Genomic DNA, 19351 nt, shown 5'->3' with positions numbered 1-19351 from the left:
TGATCCTCAGTCTTCCGATTCGGGCTCGACGACTTTGCGCGGCGGTTTGGGCCGCGGCGGCGTGCTGGTGTGAATCATCATCGTGGCCTTTTCCATCTCGCCCTTGAGCAGTTCCGGCACGGCTTTGATGCAACGGGCGATGCAGTCCTCGATCGCCACGCGGTGCTCCTGCGAAGGTTTTTTCAGCACCCAATTGACCACCTCGGCCTTGACGCCGGGGTGGCCCACGCCTATGCGCAGGCGCCAGTAGTCGGGCGTGCCCAGCTGCGCGTGGATGTCGCGCAGGCCATTGTGGCCGGCGTGGCTGCCGCCGAACTTGAGCTTGACCTGCCCCGGCACGATATCCATCTCGTCGTGCGCGACCAGCACTTCCTCAGGCGCGACCTTGAAAAACCGCGCCAGCGCCGCGACCGACTTGCCCGACACGTTCATGAAAGTCAGCGGCTTGAGCAGCCAGACGTTCTGGCCGTTCACCGTGATGCGGGCAACCTGGCCGTGATAGCTTTTTTCGAGGCTCAGAGGGGCCTTGAGCTCGCGCGAGAGGGCGTCTATCCACCAGAAGCCGGCGTTGTGGCGCGTGGCTTCGTATTCAGGGCCGGGATTGCCCAGGCCGACGAACAATTTGATCATTTGGAGATTTCCATCCGCTCGATTCTAGGTGCGCATAGCCCGGCGTTTTGCGGAGGCTTGCGGTTCAGATTCGCCGTGGCAAGAAAAACGGCCCTTGTCCCGCAAGAGGACAAGGGCCGTGGGCCTTTTCAGGCCTGCGCGCGAAGTGGATTACTTCTTGGCGGCAGGCTTGGCGGCGTCAGCCTTGGCGCCGGCTTTGGCTTCCTTGGCGGCGGCGGCCTTGGCGGCTTTCGGGTCCACCGGTGCGGCTGCTGCAGCGGCTGCTGCGGCATCGGCCTCGGCTTCGTCGGAAACGGCGGACACGGACACCAGAACCGGGTTTTCCTGGCCCTTGGCGACAAACTTCACGCCCTTTGGCAGCGTGATGTCCTTGACGTGCAGAGGCGAGCCCTTCTTCAGGCCCTTCAGGTCGACGGCGATGAATTCGGGGATGTCGGCCGGGAAGCAGGAGACGGTCAGCTCGGTGATCACGTGGTTGACCAGGCAGTTCTCGGTCTTGACGGCCGGCGACTCTTCTTCACCGCTGTAGTGCACGGGCACCTTGACGGTCATCTTGGTCTTGGCTTCCACGCGCTGGAAGTCGATGTGCAGGATCTGCTGCTTGTATGGGTGCATTTGCAGGTCGCGCAGCAGAACTTTTTGTTCTTTGCCGGCCAGTTCCATCTCGAGGATGGAAGCATGGAACGCTTCTTTCTTGATGGCGTGGAACAACGCGTTGTGATCGAGTTCGATCAGCGTGGGTTCACCGGTGCCACCATAAACAATACCGGGCGTGCGGCCCGTGATGCGGAGACGGCGGCTCGCACCCGTGCCCTGCTTTGCGCGCTCAAAAGCGACGAATTTCATAATCAACTCCAATAAAGAACGGACCGCGACCAGTCTCGTTCTGGTTTAAAAAGCTGCTTTTGCCTCATGACAAATATCACGGGGCGAGGGCAGCTACCTTTTGGTCTCAGATCAGAACAGGTTGTCCTGGTCCGAAAACAAACTCATGACCGACTCTCCCTTGGCGATGCGCTGTATGGTCTCAGCGATCAGCGGCGCCACGGAGAGCTGGCGAATCTTCTTGCAGCCTTCTGCATTGGGGCTCAGCGGAATGGTGTTGGTGATCACCACTTCATCGAGCGCGTCGCCCTTGGCGATGCGGTCTATGGCCGGGCCCGAAAAAATCGGGTGCGTGCAATACGCGTAAACCTTCTTGGCGCCGCGCTCCTTGAGCACTTCGGCCGCCTTGACCAGCGTGCCGGCCGTGTCGATCATGTCGTCCATGATCACGCAGTTGCGGCCTTCGATGTCGCCGATCACGTGCATCACTTCCGACACGTTCGCCTTGGGGCGGCGCTTGTCGATGATGGCCATGTCGCAGCCCAGCTGTTTGGCCAGCGCCCGGGCCCGCACCACACCGCCCACGTCGGGCGAAACGACCATCAGGTCGGCGTAATTCTTCTGGCGCAAATCGCCCAGCAGCACCGGCGACGCATAAATGTTGTCGACCGGGATGTCGAAAAAGCCCTGGATCTGGTCGGCATGCAGGTCCATCGTCAAGACACGCGACACGCCCACGGCCTGCAGCATGTTGGCCACCACCTTGGCCGTGATCGGCACACGCGCCGAACGCGGGCGGCGGTCTTGCCGCGCATAGCCGAAATACGGGATCACCGCGGCGATGCGCTCGGCCGAAGCCCGCTTCAGCGCGTCGACCATGATGAGCAATTCCATCAGGTTGTCGTTGGTCGGCGCGCAGGTCGACTGAACCACAAACACATCGCGAGCCCGCACGTTCTGCTGAATCTCTACGGTGACCTCGCCATCCGAAAAACGACCCACATGGGCCGCACCCAGCGAAATGCCCAGGTGCTGGGAGATCTCAAGGGCCATGCTCGGGTTGGCATTGCCGGTAAAAACCATGAAGTCGGGATGGTGCGTTTGCATGTGGGGCCCAGCTGCTACAAGGACTTGAACGTGGCTGAAATTTCTGATCGAAGCAAAATACGCACGGGGACAACACGTGGCAACGGGGCTTGGCAGTGAGCGCCGCTTGCCTGCCGTGTTTCCAAAAACACACAGACCCGCTGATACACATCATGCGGGTCTGTCAGGAGTCATGCGGGCCCGCGCCGGGCGGGTCCGCAACACCGGGGCTGTGGCCCTCAGTCTTAAATTTGGCAGGGGTGGAAGGATTCGAACCTGCGAATGCCGGAATCAAAATCCGGTGCCTTAACCAGCTTGGCGACACCCCTACACAGGACAGTTGTTGTTGCCAACAACAGACCTATAACTTATTCATTTATGGTCGCTTGGAAACACATTTCGAGAGCGGTTATTTTACCAACCGGCCAGGGGATGCGCCTCCAAATTACCGCATTTGCGGACTTTCCAACCCTCAGGCAATCCTGAGGTATCCGGCAAATCCATTTCATGCGGCAGTTGCGCAAATACAGCACTTCCGGAGCCGGTCATGCGCCCTTGAAGATGTCTGCTTTTGAGCCAATCGAGCGATTGGCCTATCTGCGGGCACATCTCCTGCGCTACCGGCTGCAAGTCGTTGCGGCCGAATCCGAAATCAAACGATTTCGACTGGCCTTCAGCATTTGCAGCAAAGCCTTGGATTGTAGCAGTTTCTGTGTCGCGTTTGAGCCCGGGCGCGCTGAAAATACCTTGCGTAGGGAGCCCGGCCGCCGGTTTGACCACCAGGAAACGAGCCGACGGCAAGGCCAGCGGCGTGATTTTTTCGCCTATGCCCTCCACCCAGGCATGGCCGCCCGAGAGAAAAAAGGGCACGTCGGCACCCAGCGAGAGGGCCAGGGCATGCAATTCTTGCGGCGGCAGGCGCACGCCCCACAGCCGCTGCAGGGCCAGCAGGCAGCTGGCCGCATCCGATGAGCCGCCGCCCATGCCGGCCTGTGAAGGAATCCGCTTTTGCAGGCCGATGTGGACGCCCAGCGAGGTGCCGCAGGCGGCCCGCAACGCCCGCGCGGCCCGCACCGCAAGGTCGTCCGCGGGCAAAGCTTCTACCGTGTGGCCGTCCGTTTCCAGGTCCTCCCGACTGATCCGGCCGTCGGTGCGCAGCTCAAAGTGCAGGGTGTCGCACCAGTCGATCAGCATGAAAACGGACTGCAGCAGGTGATAGCCGTCAGACCGGCGGCCGGTAATGTGCAGAAAAAGATTGAGCTTGGCGGGTGCCGGCACGTCATACAGGGCCTTGAGCGGCGGCACGGTGCCTGAGGAGGGAGCGATGGAGGCCATGAAAAAAGCGACGACCGGGCAGGGCGGCGGAGTAATTACTGGTCAAGCACGACACGCAGGTCGGCTTGCGGCGCCGGCTGGGACCTTTTGGCCGAGATGCGGCCTTCCTGGTGGCGCGAAAGGTCTGCCGACCAACCGGCGGCGGCGGCATTGTCGCCGCGCAGCCAGGCAAACAGCGCATCTATCGGCACGGCAGCGCCCGTGGCCTGGGCCATCAACTCATCGACGGAAGCAAAACGCTGGACTTTGCCGCCGCCCGAGTCCAGTACCGCTTCGCCGGGCGACCAGCGCAGCACGCCCAGCACATTGCCCAAGGGACTGATCAGCGTGAGTTCACCTCGTTCGGCCCGGCCTTTGAGTTCGAAGCTGGCGGAAAAAGACTGCGCCGGCTCGCTCTGCACCTGCAGGCTGATGCGGCCGGTCCAGAAATCGTTTTTCGGCCCATCCTGGGCCGTGGCCCTGGGCATCTGCGCGCAGCCGGCAATGAAAAACACGGTGAAGAGGGTCGCAAAAACAAGAGCCAGCCGGGCCAGGCGCATATGAAGGGTGAGCGGCAAGATGGATGTCCCGGCTTACAGCTTCACGCGCAGGCGCTTGAGCGTTTCCTGCAGCGTTTCGTTCTCGGGATTGAGCAATCGGCCTTCCTTCCAGATGGCGATGGCGCGGTCGCGCTGGCCCATGGCCCATAGCACTTCGCCGAAATGCGCGGCGATCTCCGCATCGGGTTTGGCCTTGTAGGCGGCCTCGAAGATCTGCGCGGCTTCTGCCTTGTTGCCCAAGCGGAATTCCACCCAGCCCAGGCTGTCCCGGATAAACGGGTCGGCGGGGGCAAATTCCAGCGCCTTGCGGATCAACTCGCGCGCCTCGGGCAGCCGCACGCTGCGGTCGGCCAGCGAGTAGCCCAGGGCGTTGTAGGCGTGGTGGTAATCGGGCTTGAGCTGGATGACCTTGCGAAGCAGGCTTTCCATCTCATCGAGCTTGCCCAGCTTTTCGGCCATCATGGCCTGGTCGTAGATCAACTCGGTTTCTTCTGGCGCCTTCACCAGCGCCTCGGCCAGCACCTTATGGGCCAGCTGGTACTGCTTGAACTCGCGCAGCAGGGACACTTCCGCATTGAGCTTGACCCTGGCCTCGGCCGGGTTGCGCTCGGGCAGCTTGCGGATCAGCTGGCGGCCCTCGTCGAGCTTGCCCTGGCTGGCCAGGATGGAAGCGCGCCGCGTCTGCGCCAGCGCCAGGTCGGAGGCGTTGTCAATCTTGGCCAGCCAGCTTTCCGCCGCGGCGTAATCCTTGCGTTTTTCCGCAATTTGCGAGAGAGACAAATAAGCCTGGGCCAGGCCGCGGTTGCGCTCGCCTTCGGCAGTTTGTTGCTGCGCCAGGCCGACATAGCGCTCCAGCGAGCTTTGCGCCTGCGCCAGCTGGTTGTCCTGCAGTTGCAGGGAACCCAGCACCAACCAACCCTCAGGGAGGTCGGGCTTGTCGCGCGTCACGACCTGCAACTGGGCGGAAGCCTCGGCATAACGCTGGGCGTCCAGCAGCGCCCGGGCATAACCCATCCTGATTTCAGGCATGGCTTTGGGGTTGCCTTCGAAATAATTGCGGATCACGGTTTCCGCTTCGGGCAGCTTGGGGTCCATCAATTCAAGCGCCACCAGCGCCGGGCCTTCGGCACGTGGGGCGGTGGCCTGGCCGCGCCGGGCTGCGGCAAGCGCGCCGCTGGCATCGCCCGCGGCCAGGCGCATGCGCGCGACGGTGGTCCAGGCGGCGCCCGCGGTGGCGGGATTGCCCAGGTAGTCGGCCAGGGCCTCTTCCACCACGGTGCTGGCCAGTTTTTTGTCTGTTGCGCGGGCATACACGCGCGGTACAGACGTCAGGACGGACGGCCGCTCCACATCCGGGGCCAGTTTGATTTCGGTTTGCAGAGGCTCCACCGTGTCGGCAATCCGGTTGAGCGCCACCAGGATCTGCAGCACGTAACGGTTGGCCTCGCGCGAGGTGGGTTGGTCCTGCTTCCAGGCCCGGGCCGACTGCAGGGCGGCGTCGCCCGAGCGCGACTGCAGGGCGATGTCGGTGGCGCGCTGGTAAAGCTGGGCGTCGCCGGTTTTCCGGGCGGCATCCAGCATGAGTGCGAAGCCGGCGGCGGGCTCGCCGTCCTGCAGGGTCATTTCACCGACCAGCAGTTGGTAAAACAGGGCGCTGTCCAGAAGCGAGGACGGGGTGGATTCCTGCGCCGCCTTGGCTTCGACCAGTGTGGCGGGCGCGGCGGAAACCGGCTCGTCGGTCTGCGCCAGAGCCAGGGGTACGACAAACCACAGGCCGCTGAGGGCAAGGCCGGCAAGGCCAGATTTTTTCTTCATCGAACCATGATAATTGATGCTTCCGGGTCGCGCTCCCGCTTTACCCTGCCGCCTTGAAAGCTTTTGTGGCCGGCCTTGCGTGATGCCGTGAACCGTCCCTTGCGCCAGCTGACCGGCGCCCCTAACTGCCATCCCTATGCCTGAACTGCCGGAAGTCGAAGTCACCCGCCTGAGTTTTGCGGACCGCATCGCGGGCGCGCGCATCGAGCGGGTCGAAATGGGCAAGCCCCTGCGCTGGCCGTTGGGCTGTCAGCCGCGCCAGCTGGTCGGCCGGCAAGTGCTCGCGGTTCGCCGGCGCGGCAAATACCTGCTGGTGGACTTGAGCGACGGCCTGTTGATGATCCACCTGGGCATGTCCGGCAGCGTGAGTTTTGGCGCCGGCTTTCCCGCGCCGGGCAAGCACGACCACTTCGACATGGTGACCAGCCTGGGAACCCTGAGGCTTAACGACCCGCGCCGTTTTGGTGCGGTGGTCTATGCCAGTGGCGAAAACGCCCCGGCCGCGCAAAAGTTGCTCGGCCGCCTGGGTGTGGAGCCGCTCAGCGACGCGTTTGACGCGGCCGGTTTCCACCAGGCACTCAAACTGCGGCAAACGCCCATCAAACAAGTCCTGCTGGGCGGCGAGGCGGTGGTGGGCGTCGGCAATATTTACGCCTCCGAGGCCTTGTTCCTGGCGGGCATACGGCCCACCACGCGGGCCAGCCGCATCAGCAAGCCGCGCGCGGCGTTGCTTCACGCGGCCATACGCCAGGTGCTGGCGCAGGCTGTTACAAAAGGCGGCAGCACCTTGCGGGACTTTTCGAATGCCTGGGGCGAGTCGGGCTATTTCCAGCTCGAAGCCATGGTCTACGACCGGGCCGGCCAGCCTTGCCGGGTTTGCGCCGCGCCCGTCAAAAGCATCCGCCAGGGCCAGCGCTCGACTTTTTATTGCGCGACCTGCCAGAAACCCTGAACCCGGATACGTAGAGGCGCCAATAGGCCTTTCGGGGCGGCGATGCTATATTGACCGATCACACTTAACGGAAGACCGATGTCTTTTAACGAACAATTTGACCAGCATGGCCAGTGGCGGCGTGAATTTGCGCTTCGCCTGAAGCTGCTTGCCGAGTGGATGAAAGACCATGACCTGCTCGACGCGGCCGTTGAGGAGCGTTTGCAGCGGCTGGAGTCCCAGGTGCGTTCCGACAAGGTCATGGTGGCTTTTGTGGCGGAATTCTCGCGCGGCAAGTCCGAGCTGATCAACGCAATCTTTTTTGCCGGCTACGGCCGCCGCATCATGCCGGCAAGCGCCGGCCGCACCACCATGTGCCCGACCGAGCTCGGTTACGACGCGGACGTGCCGCCTTGCCTGCGCCTGCTGCCCATCGAGACGCGTTTGCAGAAACAGGCGCTGATGGAGTGGCGCTCGGCCCCCGAAAAGTGGACCCGGCTGGACCTGGACGTCAACGACCCTGCCCAGCTGGCCCAGGCCCTGGAAAAAGTCGCCGAAGTGCGCCATGTCACCAAGGACGAAGCCCGCGCGCTCGGCTTCTGGCACGACAACAGCCCGGACGACAACCCGCTGGCCGGCCCCGACGGCCTGATCGAAGTGCCCAAGTGGCGCCATGCCCTCATCAACATCGCTCATCCGCTGCTCAAGCAGGGGCTGGTGATCCTCGACACGCCCGGCCTGAACGCCATAGGCGCTGAGCCCGAACTGACGGTGAGCCTGATCCCCCAGGCGCACGCCGTGGTGTTCATCCTGGCCGCCGATACCGGCGTCACCAAGTCCGACTTGGCCATCTGGCGTGAGCACCTGATCACCGAGGGCGAGGGCAGCGACGCGCGCCTGGTGGTGCTCAACAAGATAGACACGCTCTGGGACGCGCTGAGCACGCCCGAGCAGATCAAGGCGCAGATCGACCGGCAACGCGCGACCTCGGCCGAGATCCTGGGCCTGCCGGAGTCCCAGGTCATCCCTGTCTCGGCCCAGAAGGGCCTGGTGGCCAAGGTGACCCGCGACAAGGCCTTGCTGGAAGCCAGCCACCTGCCGGCGCTCGAGCTCGCGCTGGGCCAGGGCGTGATGGGCCAGCGCCAGAAGATCCTCCGCTCGGCGGTGGCCGCCGGCATCGGCGAACTCCGCACGGAAGCCGGACGGGCCATGCACATACGCCGGCGCGACCTGGCCGAACAGATGATCGAGCTGCGCGGCCTGCGCGGCAAAAACGTTTCGGTGATCAAGCACATGCGCAGCCGCATCGAGCAGGAACAGGCCGAGTTCGACACCAGCGGTTCGAAGATCCACGCGGTGCGCTCGGTCCACCTCAAGATGCTGCGCGACCTGTTCAACCTCCTCAGCACGCCGACCCTCAAAGCCGAGCTGGCTGAGCTCACGCAGGCGCTGAAGCAGCCGGGTATCAAGCTGGGCGTCAAAAAAGCCTACGGGCAGACCTTCTCGCGCTTGCGCGAGGGCTTGCAAAAGTCCCAGATCCTGAGCGGCGAAATCCAGTCCATGCTGACCGCGTCCTTCCGCCAGCTCAATGCCGAATTCAGTTTCTCGCTGCAGGCGCCCAAAGAGCCGGAACTGATCCGCTACGAGCACGACCTCGAGCTGATAGAGCGCAGCCACCTGCAGTACCTGGGGCTGAGCAATGTGATCAAGCTGTCCCAGGCGGACTTTTCCGAGCGTCTGGTGCGCGCGCTGGCCACGCGCCTGCGTGTGGTCTACGAGACGGCTCTCGGCGAGGTCGAGCTCTGGAACAAATCTGCAGCCTCGCAACTGGACGCCCAGTTGCGCGAGCGGCGCCGCAATTTCGGGCGCAGGCTGGAGGCCATTGAGCGCATCCAGCAGGCGGCATCGGGCCTGGACGAGCGCATCGCCGAGATCGACGAGCAGGAAGGCGTGCTCAACGAGCTGGACAACAAGCTCACCGAGCTGACCGCCCATCTGATGGGTGGCACTTCTGCGCAAGACAAGGCGCAGGCCGCCGCGGCCGTCCAGAATGCGGCTGTTCCCGAGGCAGCCTGAGCTTTGCCGGCAGGTCAATCAGCCATCCAGCGCCTTTTCCCCCTCAGGGCGCAAAGCCGGTGATGAAGCAATCCGCCTTGCAAACCCTGCCTCCCGGTTTTTCCGGGGAAATCGTGCGCTGGCAAAGCACGCATGGGCGCAATAGCCTGCCCTGGCAGAACACGCGCGACCCTTATCGCGTGTGGCTGTCGGAGATCATGCTGCAGCAGACCCAGGTCGCCACAGTCCTCGATTACTACGCGCGCTTTCTTGAGCGCTTCCCCACGGTCGCCGAACTGGCCGCCGCGAGCGAAGACGAGGTGCTGGGCCTGTGGAGCGGGCTGGGCTACTACAGCCGGGCGCGCAACCTGCATCGCTGCGCCAAAGATGTCATGGCCTTGCACGACGGGCAATTTCCGGGCACCTCGGAGCAATTGCAGACATTGCCCGGCATAGGCCGCTCAACGGCGGCAGCCATTGCCTCTTTCTGCTTCGCCGAGCGTGTCGCCATCCTGGACGGCAACGTCAAGCGGGTGCTCACCCGGGTGCTGGGTTTTTCCGCCGACCTGGCGCAAGGCGCCAATGAAAAAGCACTGTGGAACCATGCAACGGAACTGCTGCCCACGCGCAAGCTGGCGGACACCATGCCGCGCTATACCCAAGGCCTGATGGACCTGGGCGCGACGATTTGCGCCGGGCGCCAGCCGCAGTGTCTGCTGTGCCCGGTTCAGAAGCTGTGCCGCGGTTTTGCCGAAGGCGACCCCGGCAAGTATCCCGTCAAGACACGCAAGCTCAAGCGCAGCGCCCAGGGCCTGAGCCTGTTGTGGGCGCAGCGGCCCGACGGCTCGGTCTGGCTTGAAAGGCGTCCCGGCCGGGGCGTCTGGGGCGGCCTGTATTGTCTGCCGGTATTCGACAGTGACGACGAGCTGAAAGCGGTGCTGCCGCCCGGGCTGCAATCGCGGCTAGCTCCCTTGCCGCAATTTATGCATGTGCTCACCCACAAGGATCTGTATTTGTCGCCGTGGGTCGCGGGCTTTGGCGCCGGCCAGGCGCTGCCCAAGGCCGTGGTGTCGGAAGAGCGGCCGGGTGCCTGGTTTGGCCCCAGTGCCTGGCCCGCCCTTGGCCTGCCGGCGCCTATACGCAAGCTGCTCGCGCAGGACGGCTGACCGGCGTCTCTCTCTCTCAGCCGGCGTCGAGCTCGCGGTGCCGCTTCAGCGTGCGCCAATGCGGGCTGAAAGCCGTCGCCAGTTCCTCGACCAGGTAGACCGAACGGTGCTGGCCGCCCGTGCAGCCGATGGCGACCGTCACGTAGCTACGGTGGTCGCGCACCAGCGCGTTCAGCCAGTGGCTGAGGAATTGCTCGATGTGCCGGAACATGTCGCCGACCTCGGGATGCGCCTTGAGGTAATCCATCACAGGCTCATCCCGCCCCGTCAGGTGGCGCAGGCCGGACTCATAGTGCGGATTAGGCAGCATGCGCACGTCGAAAACATAGTCGGCGTCCAGCGGCACGCCGCGCTTGAACGCGAAGGATTCGAATACCAGCGTCAGCTGGGTGGTGGGCGCGGAAATCAGCGACTTCACATAGCCTTGCAACTGCGAGGACCGGATCATGCTGGTGTCCAGCACATGGGCCTGCTCGCGCATTTCGCCGAGCAGTTCGCGCTCCAGTTCGATGGCGTCTACCAGCGCGCGGTGCTGGTCGGAGGCGTCTATGCGCGACAGAGGGTGCAGCCGGCGCGTTTCCGAAAAGCGGCGCACCAGGGTCTCGGTGTTGGCGTCCAGGAACAGCGACTGCACCACCACGCCGGACTCGCGCAGCTGCCGCAACTGCTGGGGTACCAGCGGCAGCGAGGTCGCGCTGCGCACGTCCATGGCAATCGCCACCTTCTGCGCGCCGTGCTTCTGTTCCAGCGCGACGAAAGGCGTGAGCAGCTCGGGGGGCAGGTTGTCGACGCAGTAGTAGCCGGCGTCCTCCAGCGCATGCAGGGCGACGGATTTCCCCGAGCCCGACATGCCGGTGATGAGGACCATTTCCAGCGTCGCCATCACTGCCCCAGCATTTCCTTGGCGTGTGCCAGCGTGGTGCCGGAAAGGCGTTCGCCGCCCAGCATGCGGGCGATCTCGGCCACGCGCTGCTCGCCGTTGACATGGTCGACGGCGCTCAGGGTGACGCCGTTCTCGGAGCGTTTGGCGACCACCAGGTGCTGGTCGGCGCAGGCCGCCACCTGGGGCAAATGGGTGACGGCCATGACCTGGCGGTCCTTGCCCAGCTGTTTCATGAGGCGGCCCACGGTTTCGGCGACGGCGCCGCCCACGCCTGAATCCACCTCGTCAAAAATCAGGGTTTCGGCCTGCCCGAGCTGGCTGGTGGTGACGGCAATGGCCAGCGCGATGCGCGACAGYTCGCCGCCSGAWGCCACCTTGCCSACGGGGCGCGGCGTGCTGCCGCTGTGGCCCGCCACCAGGAATTCGGCTTGTTCGAGGCCGTGCTGGGCCGGTTGTTCGAGCTTGGCCAGTGCCACGTCGAACTTGCCGCCCTGCATGCCCAGGCCCTGCATGGCCTGGGTGATGGCCTTGGCGAGCTTGGGAGCGGCCTTGGCGCGGGCCTTGGACACCTGGCCGGCTTCCTCGAGATAGGCGGCCTTGGCAGCGGCTTCGTTCTTTTCAAGCTGGGCCAGGTCGGCCGCGGCATTGAGTTTTTGCAGTTCGGCCTGCCAGGACGCCAGCAGCTCGGGCAGCTCGGCCGGCGTGCGCTTGTAGCGGCGCGCCAGGCTGACCCACTGCGACAGGCGCTCGTCCAGTTCGGCCAGCCGCTGCGGCTCGAGTTCGGCATGGCGTGCATAGCCGTTGAGCGAGTGGACCGTGTCTTCCATCTGCGCCAGCGCGCCGTTCAGGACTTCCACCATGGCCTTGAACTCGGGCTCTATGTGTTCCTGGTTTTGCAGCGCGGCGATCGCGCGGCCCAGCAGCGCGTTGGCGTTGTCGTCGGATTCCTGCAATGCATCGACGGCGGTTTGCACCGCGTCGCGCAGGGCCTGGGCATTCGACAGGCGCCCGTGCTGGGCATTGAGTTCGTCCCACTCGTCGGCACCGGGCGCGAGCTTGTCGAGTTCGCCGATCTGCCAGGCCAGGCGTTCGCGTTCGCGCTGCAGGCTGTCCTGGGCGTCGCGCGCTTCCAGCAGCGTCTTCTGGGCCAGGCGCCACTGCTGCCAGCGGCGCGAGAGTTCATCCGTGGAAACGTCCGCATAGGAGTCCAGCAGGCCGCGCACCGCGTCGGGCCGCGTCAGGCTTTGCCAGGCATGCTGGCCGTGGATGTCCACCAGCTGGTCGGCGATCTCCTTGAGCTGCGTGGCGGTCGCCGCGCTGCCGTTGATCCAGGCGCGGCTTTTGCCTTGCACGTCTATCGTGCGGCGCAAGAGCAGGCTGTCGCCGCCGTCGAAGCCGGCTTGCTCCAGCCAGGCGGCCAGGCCCTTGGGGCTGTCGAACTCGACGCTGATCTCGCAGCGCGCCGCGCCTTCACGTATCACACCGGCATCGGCACGCGCTCCCAGGGCCAGTTGCAGTGCGTCGATCAGGATGGATTTGCCGGCGCCGGTTTCACCGGTGAGCACCGTGAACCCGCCGGACAGGTCCAGCTCGAGTTCGTGGACGATGACGAAATCGCGAAGCGAGATGCTTTTGAGGCTCATAAATAAATCCGTGCCGTTCAGGCCACGCCTTCATTCCAGTGAAGTTTTTTGCGCAAGGTGTCGAAGTAGCTCCAGCCCTTGGGGTGCAGAAAGCGCATCTGGTGCTCCGAGCGCCTGACGGTGATGCGGTCGCCGTGCAGCAGGCTGGCCAGCGACTGCATGTCGAAGTTGGCGCTGGCGTCCCGGCCGGCGACGATCTCAATCGTGATCTCGCCGGAGTCCGACAGCACGATGGGCCGGTTCGACAGTGTGTGCGGCGCGATGGGCGCCAGCACCCAGCCGGCAATCGAGGGATGGAGCAGGGGCCCGCCGGCGGACAGCGCGTAGGCCGTGGAGCCGGTGGGCGAGGCGATGATCAGGCCGTCGGCGCGCTGGTTGGCCACGAAGCGGCCGTCGACCTCGACGCGAAGCTCCACCATGCCGGCGGTCGCGCCGCGGTTGACCACGACGTCGTTCATGGCGGTGGCGCTGAAGACGCAGCGCCCGTCGCGCACGACCTTGGCCTGCATCATCCATCGGCGGTCTTCCTCGTACTCGCCGCGCAGCATGGGAATCAGGGTGTTCTGGTAGTCCTCGAAGGCGATGTCGGTGATGAAGCCGAGTCGGCCCTGGTTGATGCCCACCAGCGGGATGCCGAACTGCGCCAACAGCCGGCCTATGCCCAGCATGGTGCCGTCGCCGCCGACCACCAGAGCCAGGTCGCACTGGGCGCCTATGCCGGCCGCGTCCAGCGTCGGGAATTGCGTAAGGCCAGTGTTGCTGGCGGTGTCCTGCTCGATTGCCACCTCGCAACCCTGGGTGCCCAGGAAATGCGCGATGTCCTCCAGCGCCGACCGGGAACCCTGTGCGTGGTACTTGCCGATCAGTGCGACATGGCGGAATTGCGATTTCATCGGCAAATTACATCACAACATCCGCCCCAAGCTTCGTAGAATGTCGGCATGCTTGATGATCGTGCGCGGTTGCTTCTCAAGGCGCTGGTGGAGCGCTACATTGCCGATGGGCAGCCGGTGGGTTCACGCACGCTGTCCAAGGCCTCGGGCCTGGAGCTGTCCCCCGCCACCATACGCAACGTGATGAGCGATCTCGAGGAGCTCGGCCTGATCGTCAGCCCGCACACTTCGGCCGGCCGTATTCCCACGGCGCGCGGCTACCGCCTCTTCGTCGATACCATGCTGACCACGCAGCGCGACCCGTTCTCCGCCGCGGGCCAGATAGGCGCCCCCCGGCTGGCGCCCGACCAGCCGCAAAAAGTGCTCAGCAATGCGGCGCACATGCTCTCCAGCCTGTCGCAATTCGTCGGTGTGGTCATGGCGCCGCGCCGCACTTCGGTGTTCCGCCACATTGAATTTTTGCGCCTGTCCGAAAAACGCTTCCTCGTGATCATCGTGTCGCCCGACGGCGACGTGCAGAACCGGGTCATCTTCACCGAGGCCGACTACAGCCAGTCGCAACTCGTGGAGGCCGCCAATTTCCTCAATTCACACTACGCCGGCATGGCGATAGAGGAAGTGCGCGAGCGCCTGAAAAACGAGGTCGAGGCGCTGCGCGGCGAGATTGCCACGCTGATGCAGGCCGCGGTCAAGGTCAGCTCCGAAGCCATCGAATCGCGCGACGAAGTCGTCATCTCAGGGGAGCGCAACCTGCTGGCCGTCAGCGATTTCTCCGGCGACATGGGCAACCTGCGCAAGCTATTCGACCTGTTCGAGCAAAAGGCGCAGCTGATGCGCCTGCTCGACGTGTCCAGCCGCGCCGAGGGCGTTCGTATCTACATAGGCGGCGAAAGCCAGGTCATTCCCTACCAGGAGCTGTCGGTGGTGACGGCGCCTTACGAGGTCGACGGCCAGGTGGTGGGCACGCTGGGCGTCATCGGCCCCATGCGCATGCCCTACGAAAAAATGATCCAGATCGTCGACATCACCTCCAAACTGGTCAGTACGGCCCTCAGCCATAGCAAGTAGGCTCGTGAGCAGGTCCCCGCAGGCCCTTACAATCTCCCTCTTGTGTGGGGCGTTAGCTCAGTTGGTTAGAGCAGAGGACTCATAATCCTTTGGTCGAGTGTTCAAGTCACTCACGCCCTACCATTTAAATAAGCTATAATTTGAGGCTTAGCGGCTGTAGCTCAGTTGGATAGAGTACTTGGCTACGAACCAAGGGGTCGTGGGTTCAATTCCTGCCAGCCGCACCACTTTTATTAGTGATTTCAATAGCTTAGAGGCTTACCCCTCTAGGCTATTTTTCTTTGCGCAGGGCTTTTTAGTGGTTTTCCGGGGCTGTACGTCCACCAGCCGCTCCGCTATTCTGGAGGCTCATTCCGGAGGAGAAACATGGGATCACTGAACGTCGAGGACCACGGCGACTGGCTGAGTTTTGGCCTGTCGCACGCAGGCAGCACCATTCCGGTCAGGATTTCGCGCGAGGCGATGGAGGAGTTCTTCGGCGCCGTGCCGGAGCCGGACTCCCTCAAAAAGGCCTACGAGCGTGATGCTGAAATGATTCACGCCCGGGCCGCCGACATGGTCGTGGCGGGCGTCAACTACACAGCCGACAATCCCCTGACGCTGAAGATGGAAGATTTTTAGAGGCATTCACGGCCGGCCGCCATGAATGCTATGGTGGCCGGAGCATGAACAAAGCCTTTACCAAAGAAACCGATGAGTCCGAGGACGACGAGCCCGCGCTCGCCCCCTTGCCTGCGGGCGGCAAAAACTACATCACGCCGCAGGGCTATGAGCGCCTGCGCAGCGAACTGCTGGACCTGATCGACAACGAGCGGCCCAAGATGGTGGAAATCGTCCACTGGGCGGCCAGCAACGGCGACCGCTCGGAAAACGGCGACTACCACTACGGCAAAAAGCGCCTGCGGGAAATCGACAGGCGCATCCGCTTCCTGACGCAGAGGCTGGAGATCGCGGAGATCAGCAATCCCTCTATCCACCACGGCAGCGACCAGGTCTTCTTCGGCGCGACCGTGAGCTATGCCGATGACAGCGGCGCAGAGCGCATGGTGACCATCCTCGGCATCGACGAGGCCAACAGTGCCCTGGGGCAAATCAGCTGGATATCGCCCGTCGCCAGGGCACTGCTCAAGTCGCGAGTGGGGGATGAGGTGAGCCTCGTGACACCGCAAGGCTTGCAAACGCTGGAGGTGCTGAAGGTGGACTACCCGGCGCCCGACGAACGCACGGCCGGTTAAGCGGCAGGCTAGCCGGTCGACTTGGCTCGCTGAACCCGCAGGACTGAGGGTGTGCGCTTGACACTGCGCAGGGCCGAAGCCAGGTGCACGCGGTCACGCACCGCCACGCCAAAACGCAGGTCGGTCGCATCGTGCGAGGGCTCTTGCTCCATGTCGACGTGGGTGATGTCGGCCTCGGCGCTGGCCAGCGCGGCCGCAACGCGTGCCAGCACGCCCTTGCCGTTGGACACCGTGACCAGCAGGTTGGTCTCAAAAGTGCGCACCGGTTCGTCCGACCAGTCGACCGCGATGAAGCGCTCACTGTCGCGATGCTGCAGGCGCTTGGCGACGGCGCAGTCGTCAGTGTGTATGACCAGGCCCTCGCCGCGGCCCAGGTAGCCGACGATGCCGTCGCCTGGAATGGGCCGGCAGCAGGGCGCGAATTGCACCGAGGCGCCTTCGCTGCCGTCGATCACCAGGGCGCCTTGCGACACCGACTCATGGGCGGTGTAGCGCTCACGGCTCATCAGCAGCGCATTGGGCTTTTCGCCGGTCTCGGCGAGCAAGGTCACGATGCGTTTGGCGACCATGCTGGCGATCCGCTTGCCCAGGCCGATGTCGGTCAGCAGGTCGGCGCGCGTGCGGTTGCCGGTAAAACGCAGGATTTTTTCCCAGGTGCCGTGATGGGCCTCGTCGTCCTCGGGCAGGCGATCGCGCTCTATGCCCTCGGCGCGCAGCGCCTGGGCCAGCATTTTTTCGCCCAGGTCCTGCGATTCCGACAGCGCCATGGTCTTCAGGTGATGGCGAATTTTGGAACGCGCCTTGCCCGTGCGTACAAAGCCGAGCCAGCCGGGGTTGGGGCTGGAAACCGAGGCCGTGATGATCTCGATGACGTCGCCGTTGTGCAGTTCGGAGCGCAGCGGAACCTGCTCGCCGTTGACCTTGGCAGCCACGGCGCGGTGGCCCACGTCGCTGTGGATGGCATAGGCGAAATCCACGATGGTTGCGCCGCGCGGCATGGCCATGATCTGGCTTTTCGGCGTGAACACATAAACCGCCTCGGGGAACAGGTCGATCTTGACGTGGTCCCAGAACTCGGCCGCGTCACGCGTTTCATGCTGGATGTCGAGCAGCGACTGCAGCCACTGCGTGCCCAGGCGCTGCGAGGCGTCGCTGTCCGGGTCCGTGGCCTTGTACAGCCAGTGGGCTGCCACGCCGGATTCGGCCACCACGTGCATGGCCTCGGTGCGCATCTGGAATTCGATGTTCGTGCCGAAAGGACCGACCAAGGTGGTGTGCAGCGACTGGTAGCCGTTGATCTTGGGGATCGCGATGTAGTCCTTGAACTTGCCGGGCAGGGGCTTGTAGAGCTGGTGCAGCACGCCCATCGCCGTGTAGCAGGCGGTCAGGTCCTTCACGATCACCCGAAAGCCGTAGAGGTCGGTGACCTGGGCGAAGGACAGGTGCTTCTCGTCCATCTTGCGGTAAATGGAATACAGGGTCTTTTCGCGCCCCGAGATCAGCACGGGTACCTTCGCGCTGGAAAAAGCCGACTCGACTTCGCCCTGAACCCGCTTGATCACGTCGCGCCGGCGGCCGCGGGCCTTTTGCAGTGCCTTGGTCAGGGTGGCGTAGCGCCAGGGGTGCAGGTGCTGGAAGGACAGGTCCTGCAGTTCGCGGTAGGTGGTGTTCAGGCCCAGGCGGTGGGCAATGGGCGCGTAAATGTCGAGGGTTTCGCGCGAAATGCGGGTCCACTTGGCGCGCGGGACGTCGCCCAGCGTGCGCATGTTGTGGGTGCGGTCGGCCAGTTTGATCAGGATGACCCGCACGTCGCGCGCCATGGCCAGCAGCATCTTGCGGAAGGATTCGGCCTGGTTTTCCTCGCGGGTGTTGAATTCCAGCTTTTCGAGCTTGGTCAGCCCGTCCACGAGTTCGGCCACCGGGGCGCCGAAGCGCTCTATCAATTCCGGTTTGGTAACGCCGCAGTCTTCAATCGCGTCATGCAGCAGGGCGGCCATGAGGGCCTGCGCGTCCAGCTTCCATTCGGCGCACTGTTGCGCCACGGCGATCGGGTGGGTGATGTAGGGCTCGCCGCTGTTGCGCAGCTGGCCCAGGTGGGCCTCATCGGCAAAACGGTAGGCGCGGCGGACATTGTCGATGTCGGCGGCGCTCAGGTAGTCCAGCCTGGCCGTGAGCGCGGCAAAACTCGCGGCCGCGGCATTGGCGGCGGCCGGGGTCGATTTGCTGGCAACAACGGGCGAAAGCATGGCGCTCATGCCTTAAATGTATCGCGGCATGAAAAAAATCTGGAAAAAATGGACTTTAGACACTCGGAAATGAAAAAAGCACCGATATTCGGTGCTTTTTGCGAGCCTGAACAGTATTTCAGGAGGGGACTTTTTTCAGCATTTCAAGGCCGATCTTGCCGTCGGCGATTTCGCGCAGGGCGGTCACGCCGGGCTTGTTCTTGCTTTCGATCTTGGGGGCATGGCCCTGGCTCAGCATGCGCGCGCGGTAGGTCGCGGCCAGCACCAGCTGGAAGCGGTTCGGGATTTTTTCGAGACAATCTTCGACGGTAATGCGGGCCATGGTGATCTCCGGTGTGATCGATAAGGTGAAAAGCGCTGAAATCAGGGAATTTGAAGGGCCTGGAAGGTCTCGGCACGGGCGCGTCGCTGGGCCGAAAACTTGAGCCGCTGGGCATGCACAATGGTTTTCAGGTCGAAAACTGCCCGCTCAAACAACTCGTTGATTATAACGAAGTCGAATTCCCGGGCCTGGGCCATCTCGGTGCCGGCGTTTTTGAGCCGCAGCTCGATGACCTCGGGGCTATCCTCGCCGCGCCGTTGCAGGCGGGAGCGCAGTTCTTCCCAGCTGGGCGGCAGGATGAAGATCAGCACCGCATTGGCAAAAATCCGCTTGATGTTGATGGCACCCTGGAAGTCGATCTCCAGGATCACATCGGCGCCATGGGCCACCCGTTCCTCGATTGTCTGCCGCGAGGTGCCGTAGCGGTGGCCGTGCACATGGGCCCACTCCAGGAAGGCGTCGCGAGACACCATGCCGTCGAATTCCTCGGGCGACAGGAAAAAGTACTCCCTGCCGTGCTTTTCCTGCCCGCGCGGAGGGCGGGTGGTGTGCGACACCGAAGGCTGGATGCGTGAATCCAGCTCCATCAGGGCCTTCACCAGGCTGGATTTTCCCGCCCCGCTGGGGGCGGCCACGACAAAAAGGTTTCCGGGATAGTCCATGCGTACAGGTCGTTGAG

At 63.7% G+C, this 19351-nt stretch carries 18 protein-coding genes and 3 tRNA genes; 8 read left to right on the top strand and 13 right to left on the bottom strand.

Going from position 1 to position 19351, the window contains the following annotated elements; translation table 11 throughout:
• Positions 1-6 precede the first annotated feature (6 nt).
• The 7 genes from pth to AC1D1Y_RS00445 all read right to left on the bottom strand — a co-directional run bounded on the left by pth (position 7) and on the right by AC1D1Y_RS00445 (position 6230).
• Positions 7-630, bottom strand: a complete 624-nt coding sequence (gene pth / locus AC1D1Y_RS00475; protein ID WP_477680608.1) for an aminoacyl-tRNA hydrolase — start codon at positions 628-630, stop codon at positions 7-9.
• A 150-nt stretch (positions 631-780) separates the two neighbouring features.
• Complete coding sequence (locus tag AC1D1Y_RS00470; RefSeq protein WP_477653184.1) at positions 781-1476, bottom strand: 50S ribosomal protein L25/general stress protein Ctc; 696 nt, start codon at positions 1474-1476, stop codon at positions 781-783.
• A gap of 111 nt (positions 1477-1587) precedes the next feature.
• Complete coding sequence (locus AC1D1Y_RS00465) at positions 1588-2562, bottom strand: ribose-phosphate pyrophosphokinase (protein WP_477653185.1); 975 nt, start codon at positions 2560-2562, stop codon at positions 1588-1590.
• Positions 2563-2793: 231 nt separating this feature from the next.
• Positions 2794-2870: transfer RNA gene (locus AC1D1Y_RS00460), tRNA-Gln, on the bottom strand.
• A gap of 85 nt (positions 2871-2955) precedes the next feature.
• Complete coding sequence (locus AC1D1Y_RS00455; RefSeq protein WP_477680607.1) at positions 2956-3876, bottom strand: 4-(cytidine 5'-diphospho)-2-C-methyl-D-erythritol kinase; 921 nt, start codon at positions 3874-3876, stop codon at positions 2956-2958.
• A 35-nt stretch (positions 3877-3911) separates the two neighbouring features.
• A complete protein-coding gene (locus AC1D1Y_RS00450; RefSeq protein WP_477680606.1) occupies positions 3912-4433 on the bottom strand; it encodes an outer membrane lipoprotein LolB in 522 nt (173 codons plus the stop codon).
• A 15-nt stretch (positions 4434-4448) separates the two neighbouring features.
• Entirely contained in the window at positions 4449-6230 is a 1782-nt protein-coding gene (locus AC1D1Y_RS00445) for a tetratricopeptide repeat protein (RefSeq protein ID WP_477680605.1), read from the bottom strand.
• 136 nt (positions 6231-6366) lie between these two features.
• On the opposite strand from AC1D1Y_RS00445, the gene mutM reads away from it, so the two are divergent.
• The 3 genes from mutM (at position 6367) to mutY (ending at position 10382) form a co-directional block, all read left to right on the top strand.
• Positions 6367-7182 (top strand): bifunctional DNA-formamidopyrimidine glycosylase/DNA-(apurinic or apyrimidinic site) lyase, encoded by an 816-nt coding sequence (gene mutM, locus AC1D1Y_RS00440; RefSeq protein ID WP_477680604.1) that lies wholly within the window; start codon positions 6367-6369, stop codon positions 7180-7182.
• 78 nt (positions 7183-7260) lie between these two features.
• Entirely contained in the window at positions 7261-9237 is a 1977-nt protein-coding gene (locus AC1D1Y_RS00435) for a dynamin family protein (RefSeq protein WP_477680603.1), read from the top strand.
• A gap of 62 nt (positions 9238-9299) precedes the next feature.
• Positions 9300-10382, top strand: a complete 1083-nt coding sequence (mutY, locus tag AC1D1Y_RS00430; protein ID WP_477680602.1) for an A/G-specific adenine glycosylase — start codon at positions 9300-9302, stop codon at positions 10380-10382.
• A gap of 16 nt (positions 10383-10398) precedes the next feature.
• On the opposite strand, the gene rapZ is transcribed toward mutY, so the two are convergent.
• Genes rapZ through AC1D1Y_RS00415 form a run of 3 tightly spaced genes read right to left on the bottom strand, consistent with a single transcriptional unit; the run spans position 10399 to position 13801 of the window.
• Complete coding sequence (rapZ, locus tag AC1D1Y_RS00425; RefSeq protein ID WP_477653192.1) at positions 10399-11265, bottom strand: RNase adapter RapZ; 867 nt, start codon at positions 11263-11265, stop codon at positions 10399-10401.
• Positions 11265-12908: a DNA repair protein RecN gene (gene recN, locus AC1D1Y_RS00420; RefSeq protein ID WP_477677598.1), complete on the bottom strand. Its 1644-nt coding sequence runs from the start codon at positions 12906-12908 to the stop codon at positions 11265-11267. The genes rapZ and recN overlap by 1 nt, the downstream gene beginning before the upstream one ends.
• 17 nt (positions 12909-12925) lie before the next feature.
• Positions 12926-13801, bottom strand: coding sequence for an NAD kinase (locus AC1D1Y_RS00415; protein WP_436156629.1), 876 nt, complete (start codon positions 13799-13801; stop codon positions 12926-12928).
• 48 nt (positions 13802-13849) lie between these two features.
• Between AC1D1Y_RS00415 and hrcA the strand changes: the two genes are divergently transcribed.
• The 5 genes from hrcA (at position 13850) to greB (ending at position 16104) form a co-directional block, all read left to right on the top strand.
• Positions 13850-14869, top strand: a complete 1020-nt coding sequence (gene hrcA, locus AC1D1Y_RS00410; protein ID WP_477680601.1) for a heat-inducible transcriptional repressor HrcA — start codon at positions 13850-13852, stop codon at positions 14867-14869.
• 46 nt (positions 14870-14915) lie between these two features.
• Positions 14916-14992, top strand: a tRNA-Ile gene (locus AC1D1Y_RS00405).
• A 27-nt stretch (positions 14993-15019) separates the two neighbouring features.
• Positions 15020-15096 (top strand) — tRNA-Arg (locus tag AC1D1Y_RS00400).
• 139 nt (positions 15097-15235) lie between these two features.
• Entirely contained in the window at positions 15236-15490 is a 255-nt protein-coding gene (locus AC1D1Y_RS00395) for a hypothetical protein (protein ID WP_477680600.1), read from the top strand.
• A gap of 44 nt (positions 15491-15534) precedes the next feature.
• A complete protein-coding gene (gene greB, locus AC1D1Y_RS00390; RefSeq protein ID WP_477653196.1) occupies positions 15535-16104 on the top strand; it encodes a transcription elongation factor GreB in 570 nt (189 codons plus the stop codon).
• 8 nt (positions 16105-16112) lie between these two features.
• On the opposite strand, the gene AC1D1Y_RS00385 is transcribed toward greB, so the two are convergent.
• From AC1D1Y_RS00385 to gmk, 3 genes are all read right to left on the bottom strand, one after another.
• Positions 16113-18359, bottom strand: coding sequence for a RelA/SpoT family protein (locus AC1D1Y_RS00385; RefSeq protein WP_477680599.1), 2247 nt, complete (start codon positions 18357-18359; stop codon positions 16113-16115).
• Positions 18360-18468: 109 nt separating this feature from the next.
• On the bottom strand, positions 18469-18672 hold the full coding sequence (gene rpoZ / locus AC1D1Y_RS00380; protein WP_348046396.1) for a DNA-directed RNA polymerase subunit omega: 204 nt from the start codon (positions 18670-18672) through the stop codon (positions 18469-18471).
• Between the two features lie 41 nt (positions 18673-18713).
• Entirely contained in the window at positions 18714-19334 is a 621-nt protein-coding gene (gene gmk, locus AC1D1Y_RS00375; RefSeq protein ID WP_477677593.1) for a guanylate kinase, read from the bottom strand.
• Positions 19335-19351 lie beyond the last annotated feature (17 nt).

Source organism: Polaromonas sp. P1_G1, assembly GCF_056405595.1.
This window is presented reverse-complemented; position numbering and strand designations above follow the sequence as displayed.